This is a genomic window from Microcoleus sp. B13-B6 (assembly GCF_036705405.1).
Lineage (GTDB): Bacteria > Cyanobacteriota > Cyanobacteriia > Cyanobacteriales > Microcoleaceae > Microcoleus.
The window spans coordinates 20,234-42,354 of record NZ_JAUBUJ010000058.1 but is presented as its reverse complement, the minus strand read 5'-3'; the positions used below and the strand labels follow the sequence as shown (position 1 = coordinate 42,354).

The 22,121-nt window shown below is 47.9% G+C and carries 6 protein-coding genes; 3 read left to right on the top strand and 3 right to left on the bottom strand.

The window, feature by feature from the left end:
- Window positions 1–185 precede the first annotated feature (185 nt).
- The 3 genes from QUB35_RS23370 to ppsA form a co-directional block, all read right to left on the bottom strand.
- Window positions 186–8,003, bottom strand: coding sequence for a DUF4347 domain-containing protein (locus tag QUB35_RS23370; RefSeq protein ID WP_333144084.1), 7,818 nt, complete (start codon window positions 8,001–8,003; stop codon window positions 186–188).
- A gap of 1,303 nt (window positions 8,004–9,306) precedes the next feature.
- On the bottom strand, window positions 9,307–9,627 hold the full coding sequence (locus QUB35_RS23365) for a DUF6464 family protein (protein ID WP_333144083.1): 321 nt from the start codon (window positions 9,625–9,627) through the stop codon (window positions 9,307–9,309).
- A 583-nt stretch (window positions 9,628–10,210) separates the two neighbouring features.
- Window positions 10,211–12,688 (bottom strand): phosphoenolpyruvate synthase, encoded by a 2,478-nt coding sequence (ppsA, locus tag QUB35_RS23360; protein ID WP_333144082.1) that lies wholly within the window; start codon window positions 12,686–12,688, stop codon window positions 10,211–10,213.
- Window positions 12,689–12,951: 263 nt separating this feature from the next.
- On the opposite strand from ppsA, the gene QUB35_RS23355 reads away from it, so the two are divergent.
- From QUB35_RS23355 to QUB35_RS23345, 3 genes are all read left to right on the top strand, one after another.
- Window positions 12,952–13,083, top strand: a complete 132-nt coding sequence (locus tag QUB35_RS23355; RefSeq protein WP_333144081.1) for a hypothetical protein — start codon at window positions 12,952–12,954, stop codon at window positions 13,081–13,083.
- A gap of 605 nt (window positions 13,084–13,688) precedes the next feature.
- A complete protein-coding gene (locus QUB35_RS23350) occupies window positions 13,689–20,180 on the top strand; it encodes a PAS domain S-box protein (RefSeq protein WP_333144080.1) in 6,492 nt (2,163 codons plus the stop codon).
- Window positions 20,181–20,586: 406 nt separating this feature from the next.
- Window positions 20,587–21,792: a hybrid sensor histidine kinase/response regulator gene (locus QUB35_RS23345; RefSeq protein ID WP_333144079.1), complete on the top strand. Its 1,206-nt coding sequence runs from the start codon at window positions 20,587–20,589 to the stop codon at window positions 21,790–21,792.
- The last annotated feature ends 329 nt before the right edge of the window (window positions 21,793–22,121 follow it).

The following is a 22,121-nucleotide window of genomic DNA, read 5'->3' as shown; positions in this document are numbered from 1 at the left end:
TCTGGCTTTCATCAGGAGTTAATAACTTACTAATAACCAATTTTATGCTCGTCGTTAATGCGAACAATCCAATAATTCACGAGCTTGATTTTTGTAATTTTTTAAATATTAAAATACCCGGTTTGTCAAACAAACCGAGTTGGTAAAATATCGGAAAAGTTCAGCGAATTTAAAGCGCTTTTATCTTAAGGAGAAAGAGTCAGAAAATCCAGAGAGGTAATAGTATTATCAGCCCCAAAAACCTGAGCCAAAACCTGACCAGTCGCCGCAACTTGTAGCAGTGTGCCATTGGCCATCGAGTTAAGTTGCAAAGCCTCAAAACTCAAGCCACCAGCCAGGAAAAACTTATCAGTTCCTACGGAAAAATTGAGCACAGTATCCATACCGCTATTAGCGCTTAACACAAAGCGATCGTTCCCAATACCTCCTATCAAAGTATCATCTCCCCCATCGCCAAACAGCCAGTCATCCCCTGCACCCCCATTGAGAATATCGCTATCTTTCCCTCCGTAAATAGTGTCATTACCATCATCACCATTGAGAGTATCTTGACCTTCATTGCCATATAACAGGTCATCGCCACTGCCACCGTTGATGCAGTCTTGCTGACCGTCTTCACCCACAGCGCCTCGCAGATTTTCCCCGCGATCGCCAAAAATAGTATCGTTACCTTCATCGCCGCACAAAATATCGCTGCCCGAGTCGCCGTACATCAAGTCGTTGCCAGCATCTCCCTGTACTACATCGTCATCCTTGCCTCCACGAAGGGTATCGTTACCAAAACCCCCACTCAAAGAATCGGAACTCTCACCCCCACCCTGAAAATCATTGCCATCTCCTCCAAATAGCAAGTCGCGGCCATCCACATCGGACACTAACTGATTTTGCAAGCCGCCATAAAGCGAATCGTCCCCCTCATCCCCGACAATGGTGTCGGAACCGAGTTCGCCCCAAATCCGGTCGTTGTCTTTGCCACCATAAACTAAGTCGTTACCTTTGCCGCCAAAAATACTATCGTTACCGCTGCCACCGCCGATGAGATCGCCGATGTCGTTACCGAAAATTAAGTCCGCTTCATCCGTGGCAATTGTACTGGCTTGTTGAGTGCCGTAGTCGCCGATTATGGTGTCGGAACCTAGATTGCCGTAAAGAGTATCCGAGTCAGTTTCGCCAAAAATGCGATCGCCCCCTTTGCCTCCAAACAGCAAATCCCGTCCGTTGCCACCCAGCAAGGTATCGTCTTGTTCTTCGCCGTTAAGTAAGTCGTTGCCATCGCCTCCTGTCAGTAAATCGAAGCCGTCGGGGTCGCTATCGAGGGAGTTGAGCACGCCACCAAACACAGAGTCGTCTCCGTTGTCGCCGGAAAGGGTATCTGGACCTTTGTCACCCCAAATCAGGTCGTCTTCTTTGCCACCAAAGGCGATGTCGCCAGCTTTGCCGGAGTAAACGGTGTCTGAACCTTGGTTGCTAGCAATGGCATCGCCTGAAGAACCGCCAAAAATTAGGTCGCCGTCGTTACCTGTCAAGTCGATGTTGTTGCCGTTGTCGCCGATTATGGTGTCTATACCGCGATCGCCGTACAATGTGTCTCCATTGCGATCGCCAAAAATGCGATCGTTGTCTTTGCCACCAAATACGGCATCGGTTTGTTTGCCGGCGTAAACGATGTCGTTGCCTTTACCTGCTGCGATGAAGTCTCGCTGTTGTTCGCCGAAAATAGTATCGCTGCCGCCTTCACCTAACACTGTGTCGTCGCCGCGGAGGGAGAGAAACTGTTGGTTAGTTTCGTTTCCTGTTAAGGAATCGTTTCCCTGGGTTCCGATGCTGGTGTTTTGGATGTCGATGAGTTGTGCGGCGTTGGAGTCAAAGTTGAGTATTGGCGAAGGCTGGGGTTGGATAAATGTTATCGGGGGCAGCAAGGGCAAGGGGTCACAACCGCAACCGGTATCGGGTTCGGGTACTGGGTTGAATATAGGGGTTGGTTCTGGCGCGGGTGTTGGTGTTGGTGTTGGTGTTGGTTGCGGGGCTGGGGTTGGTTGCGGGGCTGGTGGTGTTGGTGTTGGTGCTGTTGGTGGTGTTGGTTCGGGCGCGGGTATGGGCGTGGGGGCTGGTTCCGCTGCGGGTGTGGGTGTTGGTTCGGGCGCTGGCGCGGGTATGGGCGTCGGCGCGGGTATGGGCGTGGGGGCTGGTTCCGCTGCGGGCGCGGGTGTTGGAATTGGTGCCGGTGTTGGTATCGGCGCCGGTGTGGGTGTGGGTGTTGGAATTGGTGCCGGTGTTGGTATCGGCGCCGGTGTGGGTGTTGGAATTGGTGCCGGTGTTGGTATCGGCGCCGGTGTTGGTATCGGCGTCGGTGTTGGTATCGGCGTCGGTGTTGGTATCGGCGCTGGTGTTGGTGGTGTTGGTATCGGCGCGGGTGTGGGCGCCGGTATCAGTTCCTTAAGGGGAATGAGAGAGACAGTGGCGACTGCCGCACTGCTGACACCGAGGTTATCTGTAGCGCTGTAGGTGAAATTTGCCCCTATGAAATTGTCAGACGCCTGGAAGAACAACTGCGTCATTTGCTCCGCCGTCAGGGTTTGACCTGCCGTGACCCGCACCCCCTGGCTGGGATCGCCCAAGAACAGCGTGCCTTCATTGGCTGGTGGCAAAGTGTTGATAGTAAAGGAAACCACCGTCCCGTCGGCGTCAGTTCCTCCCAGTCCGGGAATCTTCGCAGTTCTTCCCAGCAACACAGCCAGAAGAGAGTTGTTAGCCACGGGTGGCTCGTCATTAGGAGGTAATAGTGCTAGCAGAGAAGCCGTAGCCGGGGCTCCACTAATCGCGCCTCGGCTGTCTGTCGCGCTGTAGGTAAAATTGGTTTCTGTGAAATTGCCAGACGCTTGGAAAAATAACTGGCTGATTTGAGTTGTGCTAAGTCTTTGGCCTGCCGTCACCCGGATTCCCAGGCTGGGGTCCCCCAAGAACAGGACGCCTTGATTTGCCGCCGGCAGGGTGTTGATAGTGAAGAATTCGATCGAGTCGTCGGGGTCTTTTGCCGTCAGCACTGTGAGGTTGACGGTGCTGTTTGGCGCCAGTGTCTTGGTGATGTTTGTGGGTACTGGCAGGTAGTTGAACGCCAGCGACACCAGAGAAACGGTGGCGGCAGGACTGCTGCCACCGAGATTGTCCTTGCTGCTGTAGGTAAAGTTAGCCCCTGTGAAATTGCCGACAGACTGGAAGAATAACTGCGTCATTTTCTCGGCCGTCAGGGTTTGACCTGCCGTGACGGCGACTCCCCCGGTTGCGGGGTCGCCCAAGAACAGGATGCCTTGATTTGCCGACGGCAGGGTGCTGATGGTGAATGTAACCACTGTGCCGTCTGAGTCTCTGCCTCCGAGCCCGCCGAGTCGGACAACGCTGTTGGGCGCGATCGCCACATTGCTGCTGTCGGCTGATGGGAGCTTGTTGGGTGTTGGCTGCGCGCTAATGGCAGTAGTGACAGTGGCTCTGGACTCGGAACCGTTGTTATTGCTGGGGTCGGGGTCAAAAGTGGTCGATCGACTCTGGGAAGTATTGCTAATGCTGTCCGTCGCTGGAACGACTACTGTTACCTCGCGGTTGATGTTGCTGCCGCTAGTTAAACTGCGAATTGTTGGGAAGGTGACAACCCCTGTCACGGGGTCGTAAGTGCCGCCGTCCGATGCGCTGACTCCCGTTAAACCGGGAATGATGCTGTCTGTAATCACTACGTTTTCAGCAGCATTCGGCCCATTGTTGGCGGTAGATATAGTATAAGTCACGGAACTACCAGCAGGAGCAGATGTGAGACCGCTCTTGGACGTAACCAGGTCGGCGCGGGCTGCATCGATCGAAGTAACAACTCGCCCCCCCGCCTCACCGGGCACTGCCACTGTCGAGCCGTCGTTGTTGGTTAAGTCCGGGTCAAAAGTGTCCGATCGACTCAATACAATATTCGTGATACTCGTCAGAGTAGGCGGCGGTACAAAAATCAGGCGGCGGGTGACGCTGCTGCCGCTGGCTAAAGTCGCGATCGCTGGGAACTCGATCGCCCCTGTGTCTGGATTGTAGGTTCCGCCATCGGACACGCTGACATTAGTTAAGCCGGGAATCAGGCTGTCGGTGATGACTACGTTGGTCGCGGGACTGGGGCCGAAGTTGGTAGTAGTGATTGTATAAAGTAGCGTGTCACCCACCTTGATGGTGGCCGGAGCCGTTTTTTGGGTGACAACATCGGCCACAGCATCGATCGAGGTAACAACTCGCCCCCCCGCCTCACCAGGCACTGCGACTGTCGAACCGTCGTTATTCGTCAAGTCCGGGTCAAAAGTGTCCGATCGACTCAACACAATATTGGTGATACTCGTCAGAGTCGGCGGCGGTACAAAAATCAGGGTGCGGGTGACGCTGCTGCCGCTGGCTAAAGTCGCGATCGCTGGGAACTCGATCGCCCCTGTGTCTGGATTGTAGGTTCCGCCATCGGACACGCTGACATTAGTTAAGCCGGGAATCAGGCTGTCGGTGATGACTACGTTGGTCGCGGGACTCGGGCCGAAGTTGGTAGTAGTGATTGTATAAAGGAGGGTGTCGCCCACCTCGATGCTGGCCGGAGCCGTTTTTTGGGTGACAACATCGGCCACACCATCGATCGAAGTAACAACTCGCCCCCCCGCCTCACCGGGCACTGCCACTGTCGAGCCGTCGTTGTTGGTTAAGTCCGGGTCAAAAGTGTCTGATCGACTCAATACAATATTCGTGATACTCGTCAGAGTAGGCGGCGGTACAAAGCTGATGGTGCGGCTCTGGTTGCTGCCACTGGCTAAAGTTTCGATCGCTGGGAACTCGATCGCCCCTGTGTCTGGATTGTAGGTTCCGTCATCGGACACGCTGACATCAGTTAAGCCAGGAATCAGGCTGTCGGTGATGACTACGTTGGTCGCGGGACTCGGCCCGTTGTTGGTAGTAGTGATTGTATAAAGTAGCGTGTCACCCACCTGAATGCTGGCCGGCGCCGTTTTTTGGGTGACAACATCGGCCACAGCCTCGATCGAGGTAACAACAGTAGCATTAGCATTTGTACCGTTGTTGTTGGCCGGAGTGGAGTCGGGAGTGATGGAGGTACTTCTTGCCGTGTTGCTGATGGAAGTTAGGGTGGGCGGTACTGTGAAGCCGATCGTCCGCGTGACTGTCTCCGCGTTGGCTATTGCCACGGGCGCGAAGGTGACAATGCCGGTCACTGGATCGTAAACGCCGCCGTTAGATGCCGTGACTCCGGTTAACCCCGGAACTATGCTGTCCGTGATAGTTACAGCTTCCGCAGGACTCGGCCCTAAATTGACTGTAGCGATTGTATAGCTGACCGAGCTACCGGCCGTAGCACTCGTAGATCCGGTTTTAGTCGTTGCCAGATCCGCATTGGGCGCAATACTTGTCGTAACCGTAGAGTTAGTGGGAGTGCCGTCTTTGTTGGTTGTCGAGCCGTTGTTGTTAGTGGCGATCGGATCGAAAGTCGCCGAGCTGCTCCGGGCCGTGTTGCTGATGTCGGTACGGGTGGCTGGGGCGATGAAACTGACGGTGTGGGTCGCAGTAGCCGCATTGGCCAGCACCGTCAGTGCTGGGAAGGTGACAATGCCCGAAACTGGGTCGTAACTCCCCCCGTCCGATAGGCTGACTCCTGTTAAACCCGGAATAATGCTGTCGGTGATAGTCACATCGGCAGCGGGGTCTGGCCCCATGTTAGTCGTAGTCAATGTGTAGGCGACGCTTGACCCGGCCGAAGTAGTCACAGGGCCACTTTTGGTAGTAACTAAATCCGCCACTGTACCGACAACAGTAGTAGAGACTACACCCGGCCCCTCGATTTGACCGGGCGCGAGTATACCGCTGTTGTTGCTGAGGTCGGGGTCGAAAGTCGAGCTAGTGCTGAATGCAACGTTCGCAAAACTGCTACCGCTGGTTAAACCTGACGGCAAATTAATTGTCAGAGTGTAAGTCAGAGTCTCACCCGCATTGAGAACCGGAATTAACGGCCAGGTGACAGCCTTCGTTTCGTTCACATAAGTGCCATTGTTCGAGGCAATCAGCTCCGGCCGCATTCCCCCCGGACCCAGCAGTTCAAAAGGTATTTCATCTTGAATCAGAACATTTGTAGCCGGCGCTGGCCCCTTGTTTACAGTAGTAATCGTGTAGGTAATGCTGCCTCCAGGCTTGACGAACTGCGGGCCAGTCTTGATAGTGGCAACCTCAGCAGTGATACTGGGAGGATTGATAGTTTCAACCACCAGGTTTTGAAGTTCGTGAATGTTGTTGGCGGCTCCTGTGGAACTGCCAAAACCAAATTTGAAAATTGGCGGTACTCGGCCGTTTGCGGTTGCCAAGTTGGGGATGTCGATCAATTTAGTTTCGTAGATGTCATCGAAATTTTCATCGAAGGCAACCGTGAGGCGAGAGGGATTCACCGGATCGTTAGATGGATTGAGCGTAATTTGAACGGATCTTTTGGCTAAATTGCGATCGCTCGTGAACGTATTGCTGAAATTAAAACTCCTGCCTTGTTGAGGGCCACTAAAGTCAATACTCGTAGGAATGTTATCGATGCCAAAAGGAACGATCGCATTTGTTAAAAACTTATAACCTTCTGCTTGATTTCCTCTAACCGTTACTGAATCAGGCCTGAAAGAACCAATAGAAGAACCCGGAATCGCAGGCGGCTCAGGGCCGGAGCGCCCTTCTGTAGACGTTGAAAAATTGCCAAACTCATCAAACCCAATGCCTAAATAACCTCCCTCAATACCGGGTATACCCGTTCGTGGAGCGTAAGCCACAGAACCGCCATAACCCCCAGTCCTTGTTGGGCTAACAGTGCCGTCAATCAAGAAGAAACCCAGCCCGTCCCCTGGCTGAGGGCCAATATTGGGTTGCGGAGCCTCAAATTGCCCGCTTGAACCGTAAGAATAAAAATCAAACTGAACTCTGAGACCGTCCGTGGAAGGAATAGGGTTGTTGTAGATGACAAAGGCTTCCCGAAGGTTTACTGCAGGAGTTAATCGCAGAGCACCATCGCCGGGACTCGAACCGCCCAAACCCGGAAGCACCCCAGATACTGTGCCTCCCGTAATGCCGGGGATAAGTTGATCGGCTGCTGGAGCGTTGCTGCTCGGATTGAACAGTGCCCCGTCGTTTCCCCCGTAAATCCACGGCCCCCTAACTGTGGAGTTTTTGAAAGTTTCGTTAACTAATATGCCGAGGGCGTAAGGGTAGGCTTCGAGCACTTCTTTTTCAATGGCGATTCTCGCCTTTATTTCCCCAGTCGCAAATTTTAATTCCCAGTCGCCGCCGAGTGCCGCACTCCCCGTCAAGTTGTCGGAAGCTGCAATATCTGCACCCACCATCAAGCTCAGCCGCCGCACGAAGGCCGCGCCGCTTTCCCCTGCTGCGACGCTGCACCCGAATAACAAGATATCTCCTCTCTCGCTGAGGGCTTTTCCCCACTGCTGTAACAAATGGCTGTAGGTTTCTAAGTTGTCGTTGCAGAGTTCGATCGATCCTAGCTGCACGCCCCCTTCTCGACCGTGAGAAACTATCTGAAGGCTATCTAAATCGCTGCAAACCGCCAGAATTCTAGTAATTTGCTCGACTCCATCCCGTGTCGAGTCCAGTACAAATACCTCTGTATCGGCTGTTGCTCCTCTTGCCAAGCTGTCCCAGTTCTCTACTCTGGCATCGAGGAACAGCACATTTTTTATAGTCCGAGAAGGCAACCACGGGGGGTTTGCCCCTACAGTCGATCGCAAAAATTCTCTGTGGGGATGCCCAATTCTCGTGCCGCCACGGAGTTTCGGGGACAGGGGCAACCACGGGGGGATTGCCCCTACTGTTTTTACTTGTTTTATTTGTTTTTTCTGATGATAAGTAGCTGTTGTTCGGGACTTTGTGCCAGCAATCCTTGCGGTGGAGTCACATATTTTTGGGGTAATAAAAATTGGTTTGTTGCAGATGCTTTGCATGGTCAAATTGGCTCACGGATTGTAGATGATGTACCCATTTCCAGATGATAATTATCACCTATTGACAAGGTTTAATTGCAGAGTAATAGGCTCTGCTGCTTGACTTGAATCAAGAGCAAAAAGCGAATTTTACTCAGCACAAAGCAGTGCTATATTGCTATTTGATAGCATTGCAAGTATCGCCGGCAGAAACGCTGACGATTTGGTGTTTAAATGCCAATAATCTCTCTATCGGGTGATATTTTGCCTTGGGCTTTTTTCTTTTCTGTTAGCGAGTGTATCTGTTATACGCCTGTCTCTTACATCGCGCAGTAGATAATAACAGGACTTCTCAAAAATTTACTTGATGAGGTTTTCTGTAGATCGTCTAATGCACTTTAATTTGCAGAGAATTTTCACTATTTATGGACGGATAAACGGGTTGGATGGACGAAAAGACTTGGTTGCCGCCTTTGCTCCCGGTAAAAAACTCGGTTTCTTTGGTTTGGGTGTGCAAGCCCTATTCACAATAGCAACTAGACATTAATTAGGGAGTGATAGCCGTCACATAATTATGTCGGCCGTGCCCGAAGTGTCATTCAACTGATATCTTTTACCATTCTCAATAACCATTCTATGGAGGGTTCTCCTGCCCAGTCCATAAGAAAATTCACTTGTTGTGGAAAAGGCCAGAAAGCCTATTCTTGAAAATGGTGCAACATATGAGATTCAATTGAAATCGGCATACCCTGTATCGACGAAGCGTCTTAAAAATTCATGACTTGGAGTCGGGAGATAGCAATCTAGGTTTGAGACTGTTTCGCTACGATCGCAAAAACAGATTAGTGCCCCCCACAAGCAACTTCTCAAACTGTCAACGAGCGAGTCTTCGAGCTGGTTGACAGTTTGAGATAAATGCTCTGGACAATGTTTCGTGCAGAATTTTTCATGATGTTTTGGAGAAACTGATTGGGAGATTTGCTCCTGTGCTACTTACGATTTTTGTTGGCTAATTTTCTTAACTGCGGGAGTTACGCCCAGGAGACTAGAAACCCAATTTATGCCTAGATTTTTCGCCACCCAACCAAAATTCATGATCTAAACTTCGTTTATGATCGTAAGTCCTCAACTAGAAAAACACCGATCGCAATCCGCGTGTTATGGCAACTGTAACCAAGCAATAATGCTCGATTAGGTTTTAATTGCTGAGTTGGGGCGTGGGTCGTCCCAAACAAGCTTCACCAATAATCATTACACGTAAGTACATACTAACTCATGGATTACTACATCCGCAAATAGACGTAGATACAAGCACCAATACAAGCTATATCTTTTCACCGCGAGCGTCAAGAGTTCTGGCTTGGTAGTACCGACAACCTTGACAGGGCCCAGAAGGATTGACAGCGCAGCGAATGTAATTAGAGCGGGCGTTATACTCGCAAGTGATATCGCCGATCGAATAACCGAGGCTTTGTATGTAAGTGCGATCGGCAGTTGCTAGTTGAGTTCGCAGGGATCTATTGGCTACCGCAAGTCTGGCCGCTGCAATTCTGTCGCGGGCTTGGCTCTGGGCAGAGCGCATCACCCACAAAGACAGCAGCGAGGGAGCTAAACCTATGAAAATAATCAGGAGAGCAGTTAGCACATTTTCAGAGATTATGTGGAGAATATGTTTTTTGATTTAGGCCATCGGCAACAAAAAATCCTCCCCAAGAAGACGGTTTTAAATAAGAAAAGTTCCCGATCGAGTCTCAAACTAGGCCGCCCCTGTGTTAAGCGTTAGCTGGCGGGTGAGGAGGGCGATGATCGCGCGCCGCGCCAGGGTTAAACAAAGCCAGAAACGCAGATATGATGTGATATTATGTCAGGTCAATCGATTTTAGATTTTAGATTTTAGATTTTAGATTTTAGATTTTAGATTAAAGAATTGAAGCATTGACCCCACGGATAAATTCGGGGACTTGTTTATGGGATACAGGTTTTTTATTTCTGGGTCCTGAGTCTGCTTTCGGAATGAATCCGGGGGCTTGTATCCTGGATGCTTTCGGTCAATTACCAGCCATCAAATACAGCATATTCCATGTAGATGTAGAGCGCGAGAAACCGGGTTTCTTGAACAGAATTAGTTTAGAGGCAAGAACTGTAAAGAAACCAGGTTTATGGGGTGTACTTCATAAACCTGGAATAGGCTTGTTTGAGAAACCGGTTGCTCTCCCAAACCAAAACGGTTAAACCTTAGCAATATCTCCCGCTAAATCCATCAACGAACCCGCACCTTCCACCTTAGCAACATCTAACAAAGTCTTCAAAACCGAATCGGGATTCAAACTAATCGAATCAATTCCCAACTCAACCAAGAAACGAGCAAACTCAGGATAATCGCTGGGTGCTTGACCGCAAATCCCAATCTTGCGATCGTACTTCTTAGCGGCTTTAATGGCAATTGCTACCATTCGCTTGACAGCTTCATTCCGTTCGTCAAAAATGTGTGCGACTAAAGCCGAATCCCGGTCTAATCCTAATGTTAGCTGAGTTAAATCGTTAGAGCCGATCGAGAATCCGTCAAAAACTTGGGCAAATTCGTCAGCAAATATGACATTGCTCGGCAATTCGCACATCACATACACTTGCAAGCCGTTCTCGCCCTTAACTAAACCGTGTTTTGCCATCTCGGCTAACACTTTTCTGCCTTCCTCTGGGGTGCGGCAAAATGGAATCATCGGAATCACATTTGTCAAGCCCATTTCGTCGCGAACTCGCTTTAATGCTTTGCATTCCAAAGCGTAAGCTTCGCGGTAATTTGGGTCGTAATAGCGAGAGGCGCCGCGCCACCCGATCATCGGGTTTTCTTCCTTGGGTTCAAACTGCCGCCCTCCCAAAAGATTAGCATATTCGTTGCTCTTGAAATCGCTCATCCGCACGATAACTGGATTTGGATAAAATGCGGCGGCAATTGTGGCAATTCCGTGGGCTAGTTTGTCGGTGAAGAAATCGGGTTTGTGTTGGTAAAGTGCTGTCAGGTTGGCAATTTCTTCTTTGACTGATTCATCTACCAATTCGTCAAAGTGAATCAGTGCCAGGGGGTGTGCTTTAATGTGATTGGCAATGATGAATTCCAACCGCGCTAAGCCTACGCCGTCGCAAGGAATGGCTGATAAACCAAAGGCTTCTTCTGGGTTCCCGACATTCATTAAAATTTTAGTGCGGGTGCGGGGCAAATTCTCGATCGCAGTTTCTTGAATTTCAAAAGGAAGCAAACCGGAATAAACTTTGCCTTCCTCTCCTTCGGAACAAGAAACAGTGATTTCTTGCCCGTTTTTCAAGATTTGGGTGGCATCGCCGGTGCCGACAATGGCGGGAATTCCCATTTCTCTGGCGATGATGGCGGCGTGACAAGTGCGGCCGCCGGAATTGGTGACGATCGCACTTGCTTTTTTCATAATCGGTTCCCAATCCGGGTCGGTTTTGTTGGTAACTAAAACTTCTCCTGATTGAAATTCAGCGATTCTGTGAACGTCTAAAATCACGCGGGCTTTGCCTTGTCCGATTGATTCGCCAACGGCGCGTCCTTTTGCTAAAACTGCACTGCTGCCTTGCAATTTGTAGTTTCGCAAAACTTTAGCCGACTTTTGAGATTGTACTGTTTCGGGTCGCGCTTGGACAATAAATAATTCGCCCGTATTGCCGTCTTTTGCCCACTCAATGTCCATCGGGGTGTATGTCCCGCGCACTTTAGAGTAGTGTTCTTCGATGACTACGGCCCATTTTGCTAGTTGCAGAATTTCATCATCTTGGATGGCAAATTTATTTTTTTCGGCGGCGATGACGGAGACGTTTTTGGTGTATTTAGAACCGCCGATATCGTACACCATTTTGAGGGTTTTGCTGCCGAGTCGTTTCTCTAAAATTGGGCGAAAACCTTGTTTTAAGGTTGGTTTAAAGACGAAGTATTCGTCGGGGTTGACGGTTCCTTGGACGATGTTTTCGCCTAATCCGTAGGCGGCGGTGACTAATACGGCGTTTTTGAATCCGGTTTCGGTGTCGATGCTGAACATGACGCCGGAGGATGCTAAGTCCGATCGCACCATTTTTTGGACGCCGACTGATAGGGCGACTTCAAAGTGGTCGAAACCCCGCTGTTGGCGGTAGGAAATCGCGCGATCTGTGAATATGGAAGCAAAGCATTTGTGACAGCATTCGAGGACACCAGCGCAAGCTTGGACGTTGAGGTAGGTTTCTTGCTGTCCCGCGAAACTGGCGTCGGGTAAGTCTTCGGCGGTGGCGGAGGAACGCACTGCTACGTCTGTACTGTCGCCGTAGCGATCGCACAATTTTTCGTAAGCATCCGCGATCGCCGCTTGGAGTTCTCGCGGAAATGGTGTGTCGAGAATCAGTGCCCGCGCTTGCTTGCCTTTTTGTCGCAGGTTCTGCAGATCTTCTACGTCTAAATCGGCAAAAATTTCGCGCAATTTAGCTTCTAAACCCGCTGACTGGATGAAGTACCGGTAAGCGTGTGCTGTAGTTGCAAATCCGTTGGGAACTCTGATTCCTTGACAGGTTAATTGTTGAATCATTTCGCCCAAAGAAGCATTTTTACCGCCTACTAATGGGATGTCGGCGATGCCGACTTCATCAAACAACAATACTAAGGCTTTTTCTTTGGGAATTAAACCGGGTTTTTGTTCAATTGCTAAATTTTCGATCATTGCTTTTTTTCCTCTCAACTTCATCTCAGTTCGGTCAAAGGACAGTAAACAAAAGACAGTTTATTGGGACTTGTAATTTTGTTACCAAAATTCTCGGATTTTTTCTTAGGCTGTATCAACCGAGTGTTCGATTGCCTCTATTTCAAGATTATCACTTTTTGGCTAAATAGCAAGGCCGGTGGAGATATTTTATTTGATTGCAAAAAGTAAAGAAATTGCAGTAATTAGTTTATGTAAGGTATTATAAAAGAAGTGGTAAAAATATGAATAGCGAAGATAGTTCCCAACGCTTTTTGGGCGTTGAGCGCTCATTGGTGTGGGGATATGGCTCGGATTGTGTGGGTAGCGGAATCCAAGGGCAACAAAGGGTGGGGTTCGATCGCGCGATCGGCTGAACCCGCCCAAAAACGGATACTTACTTTCCGACAGAAGTCGTGAGTCGCCCAAAATTGGAGATTCTAGTTCCACATCCCCGATTCATCTGTGGACTAAATCTAAAATTTAAAATCTGGTCACAGGGGCGATCGCCCAAAAAAATACTAAGCAGCTTAGTTTCCTCCTGAAACCCAGCTTCTAAAAACCTTAAAAATTTTCCCTCTGATTGCGTTAGCCTACTTAGAAGAAAAACACAGCCGGATAGATATTATATAGCGGTTCTCAAAAAAGTGACGTATGCCCACGGAGGCCTATGCCCTATGCCCACGGAGGCCTATGCCCTATGCCCATGAGTACCTCATATGAGAGCTCGAAAGGCTATATATTGCACCATTTTCAATAAGCCTTTTAAGGGCTGGTTAGAAGAACCCCTCCCAAGAAAATTTACTCTTTGTGAAATGGGTCGGAAAGCCCGTTCTTGAGAACCGTTCAACCTTTGAGATAAAGTGCATTGTAATTATTGAACCAAAGAGTTTTTAACTGGGAAGGGCGGGATTTGTGGCTATACAATTCTTTATATGCTATAATAGTTAGCTAAACTGCCTTATTACAAAAAACAAGGTATATGATATCAGTTTTGAGCCCACCCGCAAAGCGAAATGGCTTTAAAGTTCTTCTGGTCGAAGACAATCAAGCAGAAGCCGATCTGATCGAAGAATTATTATTAGAAACAAATGTCAGTAGAGCCGAACCCCAAAGGCTATCAGTAAGTTGTACAGACTGTCTCAGCAAAGCGCAGGAACTTTTGGTAGGCGAAAATTTTGATGTGATTTTACTAGATCTTTCGCTGCCCGACAGCCAAGACTTAAATACAATTGTCAAAATACAAGAATATAGCCTGAATACTCCGATTGTCGTCCTGACTGCCCGCAACGATGAAGAGCTTGCCGTGCAGTCAATCCAAGCCGGCGCTCAAGATTATCTAGTCAAGCGAAAAATCGACAGCGAAGTGTTAATTAGATCGCTTCGCTACGCAGTCGAGCGACAGCAGAACCAAGAAGCTTTACGAAAAAGCGAAGAAAAATATCGGTCAGTAGTCGAGAATTCTCTGGTCGGAATTGCCATTATTGCTCCTCCAATTTCTCCCTCAGAACCCGAAAAATGCGAGTGGTTGGAAGTGAACAATGCTTTGTGCGATTTGCTGGGATACAATCGCCAAGATTTTTTGCACATAAAATGGGATCAGTGGGGTTTTCCTGATGACTTGCAGGCCAGTTTAGAGCAGTTAAAAAAAATTTTTGCCGGGGAGAGCGAAGGCTATGTTCTAGACAAAAGGTGGCGCAGAAAAGACGGAAAAACAGTTTATACTAGAGTTTCCCTGCGCTGTATTCGCGCCCTAGACGGCTCGATCGACCACATGATTAAAGTAGTCTTAGACGTGAGCGATCGCTACCGTTACGAAGCTCAATTAAAAGCCTCAGAAGAGTTTTTAAATCACACGATCAATTCTATTCCTGACCCGATTTTTGTCAAAGATGAGCAGCACAAATGGATCGTATTAAACGATGCTTTTTGCAATTTGATAGGAAAAAGGCGCTCGGAACTGATTGGCAAGTCAGGATACGATTTTTTACCCCCAGCACAAGCGGCTTTTTTTTGGCAACAAGACGAGGAAGTATTGCAAAGAAGTCTTTCTCAGGAAACAGAAGAAAATTTTACCGAGGCCTGCGGCAAAGAACGCATTATATCTACAAAAAGAACAGTTTTTAAGAACGCCGATGGTCGTCAAATGTTGGTCGGCACAATGCGAGATGTGACCGAATACAAACGCCAGCAGATAGCGTTGCAGGAAAGCGAAGCTCGATTTCAAATAATGACCGACAACGTGCCGGGAATGATCTATCAATATCGGCTTTATGTAGATGGTAAAACATCTTTTACTTACGTTTCTTCCGGCAGTTGGCAGATATACAATTTAAAGCCAGAACAAATAGAAGAAAATGCCGCTTTGGCTTTTGCAACAGTTCACCCAGACGACATCTCAGACTTGCAGCTATCGATGGCAACTTCAGCGGCGACTCAGCAAGCTTGGCAACACCAGTGGCGACAAGTTATGGGAGATCGAGTGAAATGGCTGCAAGGCGCGTCGAAGCCAGAAAAGCAAGCCAACGGCGATATAGTTTGGGATGGTTTGGTGATGGATGTTACGGAATTGAAACAAACCCAGCAAGACCGCGATCGATTTTTTAATCTCTCGCTGGATTTACTTTGCATTGCAGGTTTTGATGGCTATTTCAAACGCTTAAACCCCGCTTGGTCAAATGTATTGGGTTATAGCAGTGATGAAATCTTAGCCAAACCTTTGATAGAATTCGTGCATCCACAAGACCGAGAAATTACTGTAGCGGAATTAGAAAAACTTAAAAAAAGCCACCCCGTTATTAGCTTAGAAAACCGCTATCTTTGCCAAGATGGTACTTATAAATGGCTCTCGTGGACAGCATCGCCGTTTGCAGAAGAAGGTTTGATTTATGCAGTGGCTCGCGACGTTACATTTAGCAAGCAAGCTGAAGCTGAATTGGGTAAGAGCGCAGCCACAAACCGCGCTCTTTTAAATGCGATACCAGACATGATATTTCGCTGTCGGGCAGACGGCACTTTTGTAGACTTCAAACCGGCCAAAGATTTCGAGAATATCCTACCACAAAAATCACTAATTGGCAAAAAAGCACAAGACATATTGCCGGCTGCTTTTGCTGACAAAATCTTGTCGGGCCATCAACAAGCGATCGACACTGGCGAGATTCAAGTCGTAGAATATCAAATGCCAGTTAAGGGTGAACTGTACGATTTTGAAGCGAGAATTGTCTTCTGCACAGAGGACGAAATTATCGCGATCGTCCGCGACATCACCAATCGCAAACGTTTTGAGTCAAAACTCCACAGGCAAGCAGCGGCAATGGCCCAAGCTTCCGAAGGTATCGCCATATTCAGTGCCGACAAAGAGGTGATTTATTGCAACGCAGCACGACTAAAAATCTACGGTTACGACTCTCTCGAAGAAATCTTAGGTAAAAGTTGGAAAATCTTCTACCAAGGTGCAGAACTGCAAAGGTTCGAGCAAGAAGTCCTGCCGACTGTAGTGAAGAAAGGTTCTTACAGCACCGAAGCAGTAGGATGCCGTCGCGACCGCTCGGAAGTCCCTCTAGATGTCTCGCTGACAATGCTGCCCGACGGGGAAATCATTTGCATTGTTCGCGATATTTCCCAAAGAAAAAAAACAGAAGCAGCATTGCGGGAAAGCCAGCGGTTCGCTCAGCAAATTGCTGGAGCCAGTCCTAATATTTTGTATGTTTGTGACTTAATTGAAAAAAAAAATATCTATGCAAACGCTTCTATCTACCACATTCTTGGCTATACAGTAGAGGAGATTCAGGCAATGGGGCCGTGGATGATGTCAACTTTAATCCACCCCGAAGATTCAATCAAAATGCCTGATTATTTACAGCAAGTCGAAACAGGCAGCGAAGGGGATATCTTTGAAATTGAATACAGAATTAGGCACAAGGATGGTTCTTGGCGCTGGATGGTTAGCCGAGATACTGTATTTGCGAAAACAGCAGACGGTAAGTTAAAACAAATTCTCGGCACGGCAACTGATATTACAGAAAGCAAGCAAGCAGAAGATGAAATAAAGCTGTTGCTGGCAGCAACTCAAGCCATTAGTCAGTCTGCCGATTTTCACAGCGCCCTCCCAGATATTTTGCGGTTGCTGTGCAATGCGATCGGCTGGAATTTTGCGGAAGCTTGGATACCGACTGCTAACGGTACTTTTTTGGAACACAGCGAAACTTGGTACGCTAGCGATCGCGATTTAGATAGGTTCGGCCGCGAAAGTAAAAAAATTAGATTCGCCGCCGGAGTGGCAGTACCTGGACGGATTTGGTCAACCAGAAATGTAGAGTGGATTGAAGATATTTCTCTAGCCAAGAATCATCTTTTTGCCCGATCGCAAATGGCGGCATCAGTCGGATTGAAAGCTTGTTTCGGAGTGCCAATTCACGCTAGCTCAAAGGTGCTGGCAGTTTTAGTATTCTGCAAGCGCGATCGCTCGATTATGGAACCGCGTATAGTAGAGTTGGTCAAGGCTGTAGCGACTCAGTTGGGCGATCATATTCAGCGCAAACAAGCCGAAGAAGAATTGCGTAAAAGTGAAGAACGCTGGCAGTTAGTTCTCAAAGGCAATCAAGACGGAATTTGGGATCTGAATCTTCAAACAAATGAAGCTTTTCGATCGGCCCGCTGGCAAGAAATTATCGGTTACACAGACGGCGAAATCGAAAACACCAACACCGCATGGATCGATCGCATCCATCCAGAAGATCGCTCACGAGTGCAAGCAGCGATCCAAGGTTATCTCGATCGCCAAACCCCCAATTACGCCGCCGAATACCGCTTGCAGTGCAAAGACGGTAGCTATAAGTGGGTGCTCGCCCGCGCTCAAGCAGTGTGGGACGAAGCCGGAAACCCTCTGCGGATGGTGGGTTCGATGACGGATATTAGCGATCGCAAAGCAGCAGAATTAGCTTTACTGCGGGTCACTCAAGCCGTCGAAAGTACCAGCGACGCGATCGCGATCGCCGACTTGAAAGGGCGGTCTATTTACCACAATCAAGCCTTCATTCAGCGCTACGGCTACACGGTGGAAGAACTCAATGATATTGGCGATATGGCCGCGCTTTATGTCCGACCTAAAAATTACAAACAAATCTATAAAAGCCTTCGCCAAGGTCGCTCTTGGTGTGGCGAACTTTCACTGCAAACTAAGAGCTGCGAAGCAGTAACTGCTCTGGTGCGAGCTGACAGTATTCAAGATATTAATGGGAATTACATCGGCTTAATTGCAGTAATTACAGACATCACAAAACGCAAAGAATCTGAAGTAATTTTGCGCCAAAAGTTAAAGCGCGAACAGTTGGCAGTAGCTATGCTGGAACGCATTAGGTCTTCTCTAAATTTAGAAGAAATTCTTACCAAAACTGTCGAAGAAGTGCGACAGTTTTTGCAAGTAGATCGCACAGTTATTTACCAATTTAATCCCGATTGGAGCGGGTTTATCGCTGTAGAGTCGGTTGCCGAAAATACCCTACCCATTGTAGGAATGGATATTTATGACCCATGTTTTGGGGAAGCCTACGTTACTCTTTACCGAGACGGCAGAATTAGAGCAACAGAAGATGTTTACAATGCCGGTCTGGCCGACTGCCACTTGGCTTTGTTGACTCGGTTCGAGGTGAGAGCGAATCTGGTAGTGCCGATTTTGCAAGGCGAAAACTTGTGGGGGCTGTTAATTGCCCACCACTGCACGGGCCCGCGTCCCTGGCAACAATTGGAGGGAGAGTGCCTAAAACAATTGGGGGTGCAGTTGGCGATCGCCATTCAGCAATCGATGCTATTTGAACAAGCACAAACCGAAATTGCCGATCGCAAACAGGCAGAAGCCGCCCTGCAATTAGCTAAAGAAGCCGCCGAATCCGCCAACCGCGCTAAAAGCGACTTTCTCGCCAACATGAGCCACGAATTGCGGACGCCTTTGAATGGGATTTTGGGATACATTCAACTGCTCAAAGTCGATAAAAACTTTACCGCCGATCAGCAGGAAAGTCTTAACAACATTCACCAGTGTGGCAACCACCTGCTGATGCTGATTAATGACGTTTTAGACCTCTCAAAAATCGAAGCTAGTAAAATGGAACTGTCACGGACAAACGTGCATTTTTCCAGTTTTGTGAAAAGTATTATTGATTTGTTCCAGATGCGCTCTGCTCAAAAAGGAATTGCTTTTAATTACGAGCAGGTTTCAGCCCTGCCAGACGGCATTTGGGCCGACGAAAAAAGGTTGCGTCAAGTTTTGATTAATTTGCTCAGTAATGCCGTTAAGTTTACGAACAGCGGCAGCGTTACCTTCAAAGTCGGTTATGCAGAAAATTTTCCCGATAATTATCCTCAAACCAACTGCGAAAATTCTAGTTTGACAGCGGAAATTGCCACTCAAACAATCAATTTGGCCGGGAATATAGACGCGCAGCAAATGTCGAACCCGCCGCTAGGAACAACAGAGGCGCGCGAGGTGACAACAGACAATACCGGCGATGGTGCCCCTACCCCTAAAATTCGCTTTCAAATCGAAGATACCGGCATTGGCATCGGGCAGAATAAATTAGAAGAAATATTTTTGCCTTTTCATCAAGTGGGCGATCATAAAAATTTCGTCGAAGGTACCGGACTGGGACTTTCCATCAGCCAAAAATTAGTCAAAATGATGGGCAGCCAAATTCGCGTCCAAAGTACCTCCGGCAAAGGCAGCATATTTTGGTTGGATCTAGACTTGCCAGCAGTCGCCCAGTGTTCGGAACTCCCCTCCCGGCAAGAAAAAAGGCGGCTTGTAGGTTTTATCGGCCCCCAGCGGAAAGTGCTAATAGTTGACGATCACGAAGTAAATCGCGCCATGTTGCACAGGCTACTTGTTCATTTGGGCTTTGAAATTGCACAGGCCACAGACGGCGAAGACTGCTTGCACAAAGCACAGGAATTTCTACCCGATCTAATTTTAATGGATTTGCTGATGCCGATAATGGACGGTTGGGAAGCTACCAGGCGGCTGCGACAGTTGCCGGAATTAAAAGATACGGTTATCCTTGCTTTGTCCGCTAACGTTTACGAGACTAGCAGGCAACAGAGCATACTTGCAGGTTGCGATAATTTTCTCACCAAGCCGATTCAAACTAATGAGCTTTTAGAATTATTGCGCCTGCACTTGAGACTAGAATGGGTTTACGAAGAACGAGTGCAAACCAAAAAGCGGACAGATCAAACGGCAAAAGCATCTTCTGAGATTGCTGCTGCTGACTCAACGATGGTGTCTCCTGCCTCAGAGTCAGTCTTGGCGTTGTTAAGATTGGCTGCAATGGGCGATATTGAAGCTATTCTGGAAGAAACTGCTAAACTAGAACATTCTGACCCGACATTAGTGCCTTTCGTTCATCACCTGCGCCAACTTGCTAAAGGATTTCAGCTCAAGCAAATTCGAGATTTTTTGAAGCAACATTTGTCCTAAAATTGACGGTAGCTAACAGACCACTCAAAATCAGTTAAATCTCGCGCCCTGAGTACCATTCTCAATCAGGGGTTCGGGCCTCCCGCGAAGCGACAACTTAATCTGCTTGGGCGGCCCGGACTCGCAGCCTGCTCCTCAAACGGTTATTGCAAATAGAAGCATCTAGGAAGCAACCGGGTTTGGAGCATCTCAATGACAGCAGCCAAGCTAAAAATTGGAGTTTTGAGGCAGGAGGCAGGAGGCAGGAGGCAGGAGGGAAGAGGAAGAAGGAAGGAGCCAGAAGAAGTGTTTTTACAAATATGAGATGCTCCCACCGGGTTTCTAGATCCGCAAAAAATTCATTGAATCACGTTTTACGTCACAAACCACAACTCAACACTCAAAAATTTGAAGATTTCCCTTGAATATGAACGATAAGAATTCCGAAAGAAGCATCATACTAATTGTCGATGACAACCAAACAAATCTTGACGTACTTTTCGAGTTGTTAAGGAATTACGGGTTTAAAGTATTAGTGGCTCTAGACGGCGAAAGTGCGATCGAGCAAATTGACTACATCCATCCAGACTTGATTCTTTTGGATATCATGATGCCAGGAATTGACGGTTTTGAAACTTGCCGACGTTTGAAAGCAGATCCGTCAACGCAAGATATTCCCATCATCTTCATGAGCGCCCTTTCCGATACGCCTGATAAAGTAAAAGGCTTTCAGACAGGAGCCGTTGACTACATCACTAAGCCTTTCCAGCACGAAGAAGTTTTGAGCCGGATTCAAACCCACTTGACAATCCGCAGCTTGCAAAAAAAACTCGAAGAAAAAAACCTCGAACTTGCCCACCTCAACCAAAACCTCGAAAGACTTGTTGAACAAAAAACCAAGCAATTAATAAACCAGGAAAAAACAGCCATCATCGGACGTTTGACTCAGGGCATGGTTCACAACCTCAAAAGTCCCCTGCAAGTGATCCAGACTAGCGTCGATTTGATTGAAACAAAAGCCACACAAATTCAAGACGACTCTCTGTTTAATTATACTAAGTATATTTTCCAAGCTGTCACAAAAATCAATCTGATCATGGATACTCTGATGATGAAAAGCCGAAACGAGCAAAAGCAAGATTTGCACCCGGTGAATATCAACGATTTAGTCCAGAGAGAAATTCAGCTATTGGAAGGCAACCTGTATTTTAAAAATAAGATTAGAAAAAAATACTTTTATGACGAAGAAATTCCCAGCATTCCATTAATTTATTCCTATCTTTCTCAAGTATTTTATAATTTAATCAATAATGCAATGGATGCTATGTGGGCCAAGAAAAGCAGAGAAATAACTATCGTGACTCGGCAAGACGACTCGAACATATACATGGATATTGCAGATACGGGATGCGGCATAGCATCTGAAGATGTGTCAAAACTTTTTGACCCTTTTTACACATCAAAGCCACCTAAAGGGGAGGAAAAGACCGAAGGAGAACCGACAGGAACGGGCCTAGGACTTTATACTTGTATTGAACTTTTAAAACCTTTTAACGGTGAAATTGCTATTAGCAGCAATGTGGGTCAAGGCAGCGTGTTTACAGTTGTGCTGCCAAAACCGCAGAAAAATTGAGCGACTCAACTGAGTTAAATTGTGTCCGGTTAGACAACCCTAATTAAGTTGGTAATTAGGTTGGTAGCAAGGAATGCAAGTCTTGGTTACTCGATCGAGAGAGGACTTGCATTACTCAATACAAACAGGCGCTAATTGCGGGCAATTAACCGGACCCAATCTCAGAGCATATCTTGTAAATCAACGGTAACTTTCGTAGCTTAGTAGTAATATAGCAATCCTTGCAGGAGTCGTAAACTTTTCACCTCACCCCAACCCTCCCCGAAGCCGCGGGGAGGGAGTAAGAAATTCACAAATGATTGAGGATTGCTATACCATTTTAAAAAAAT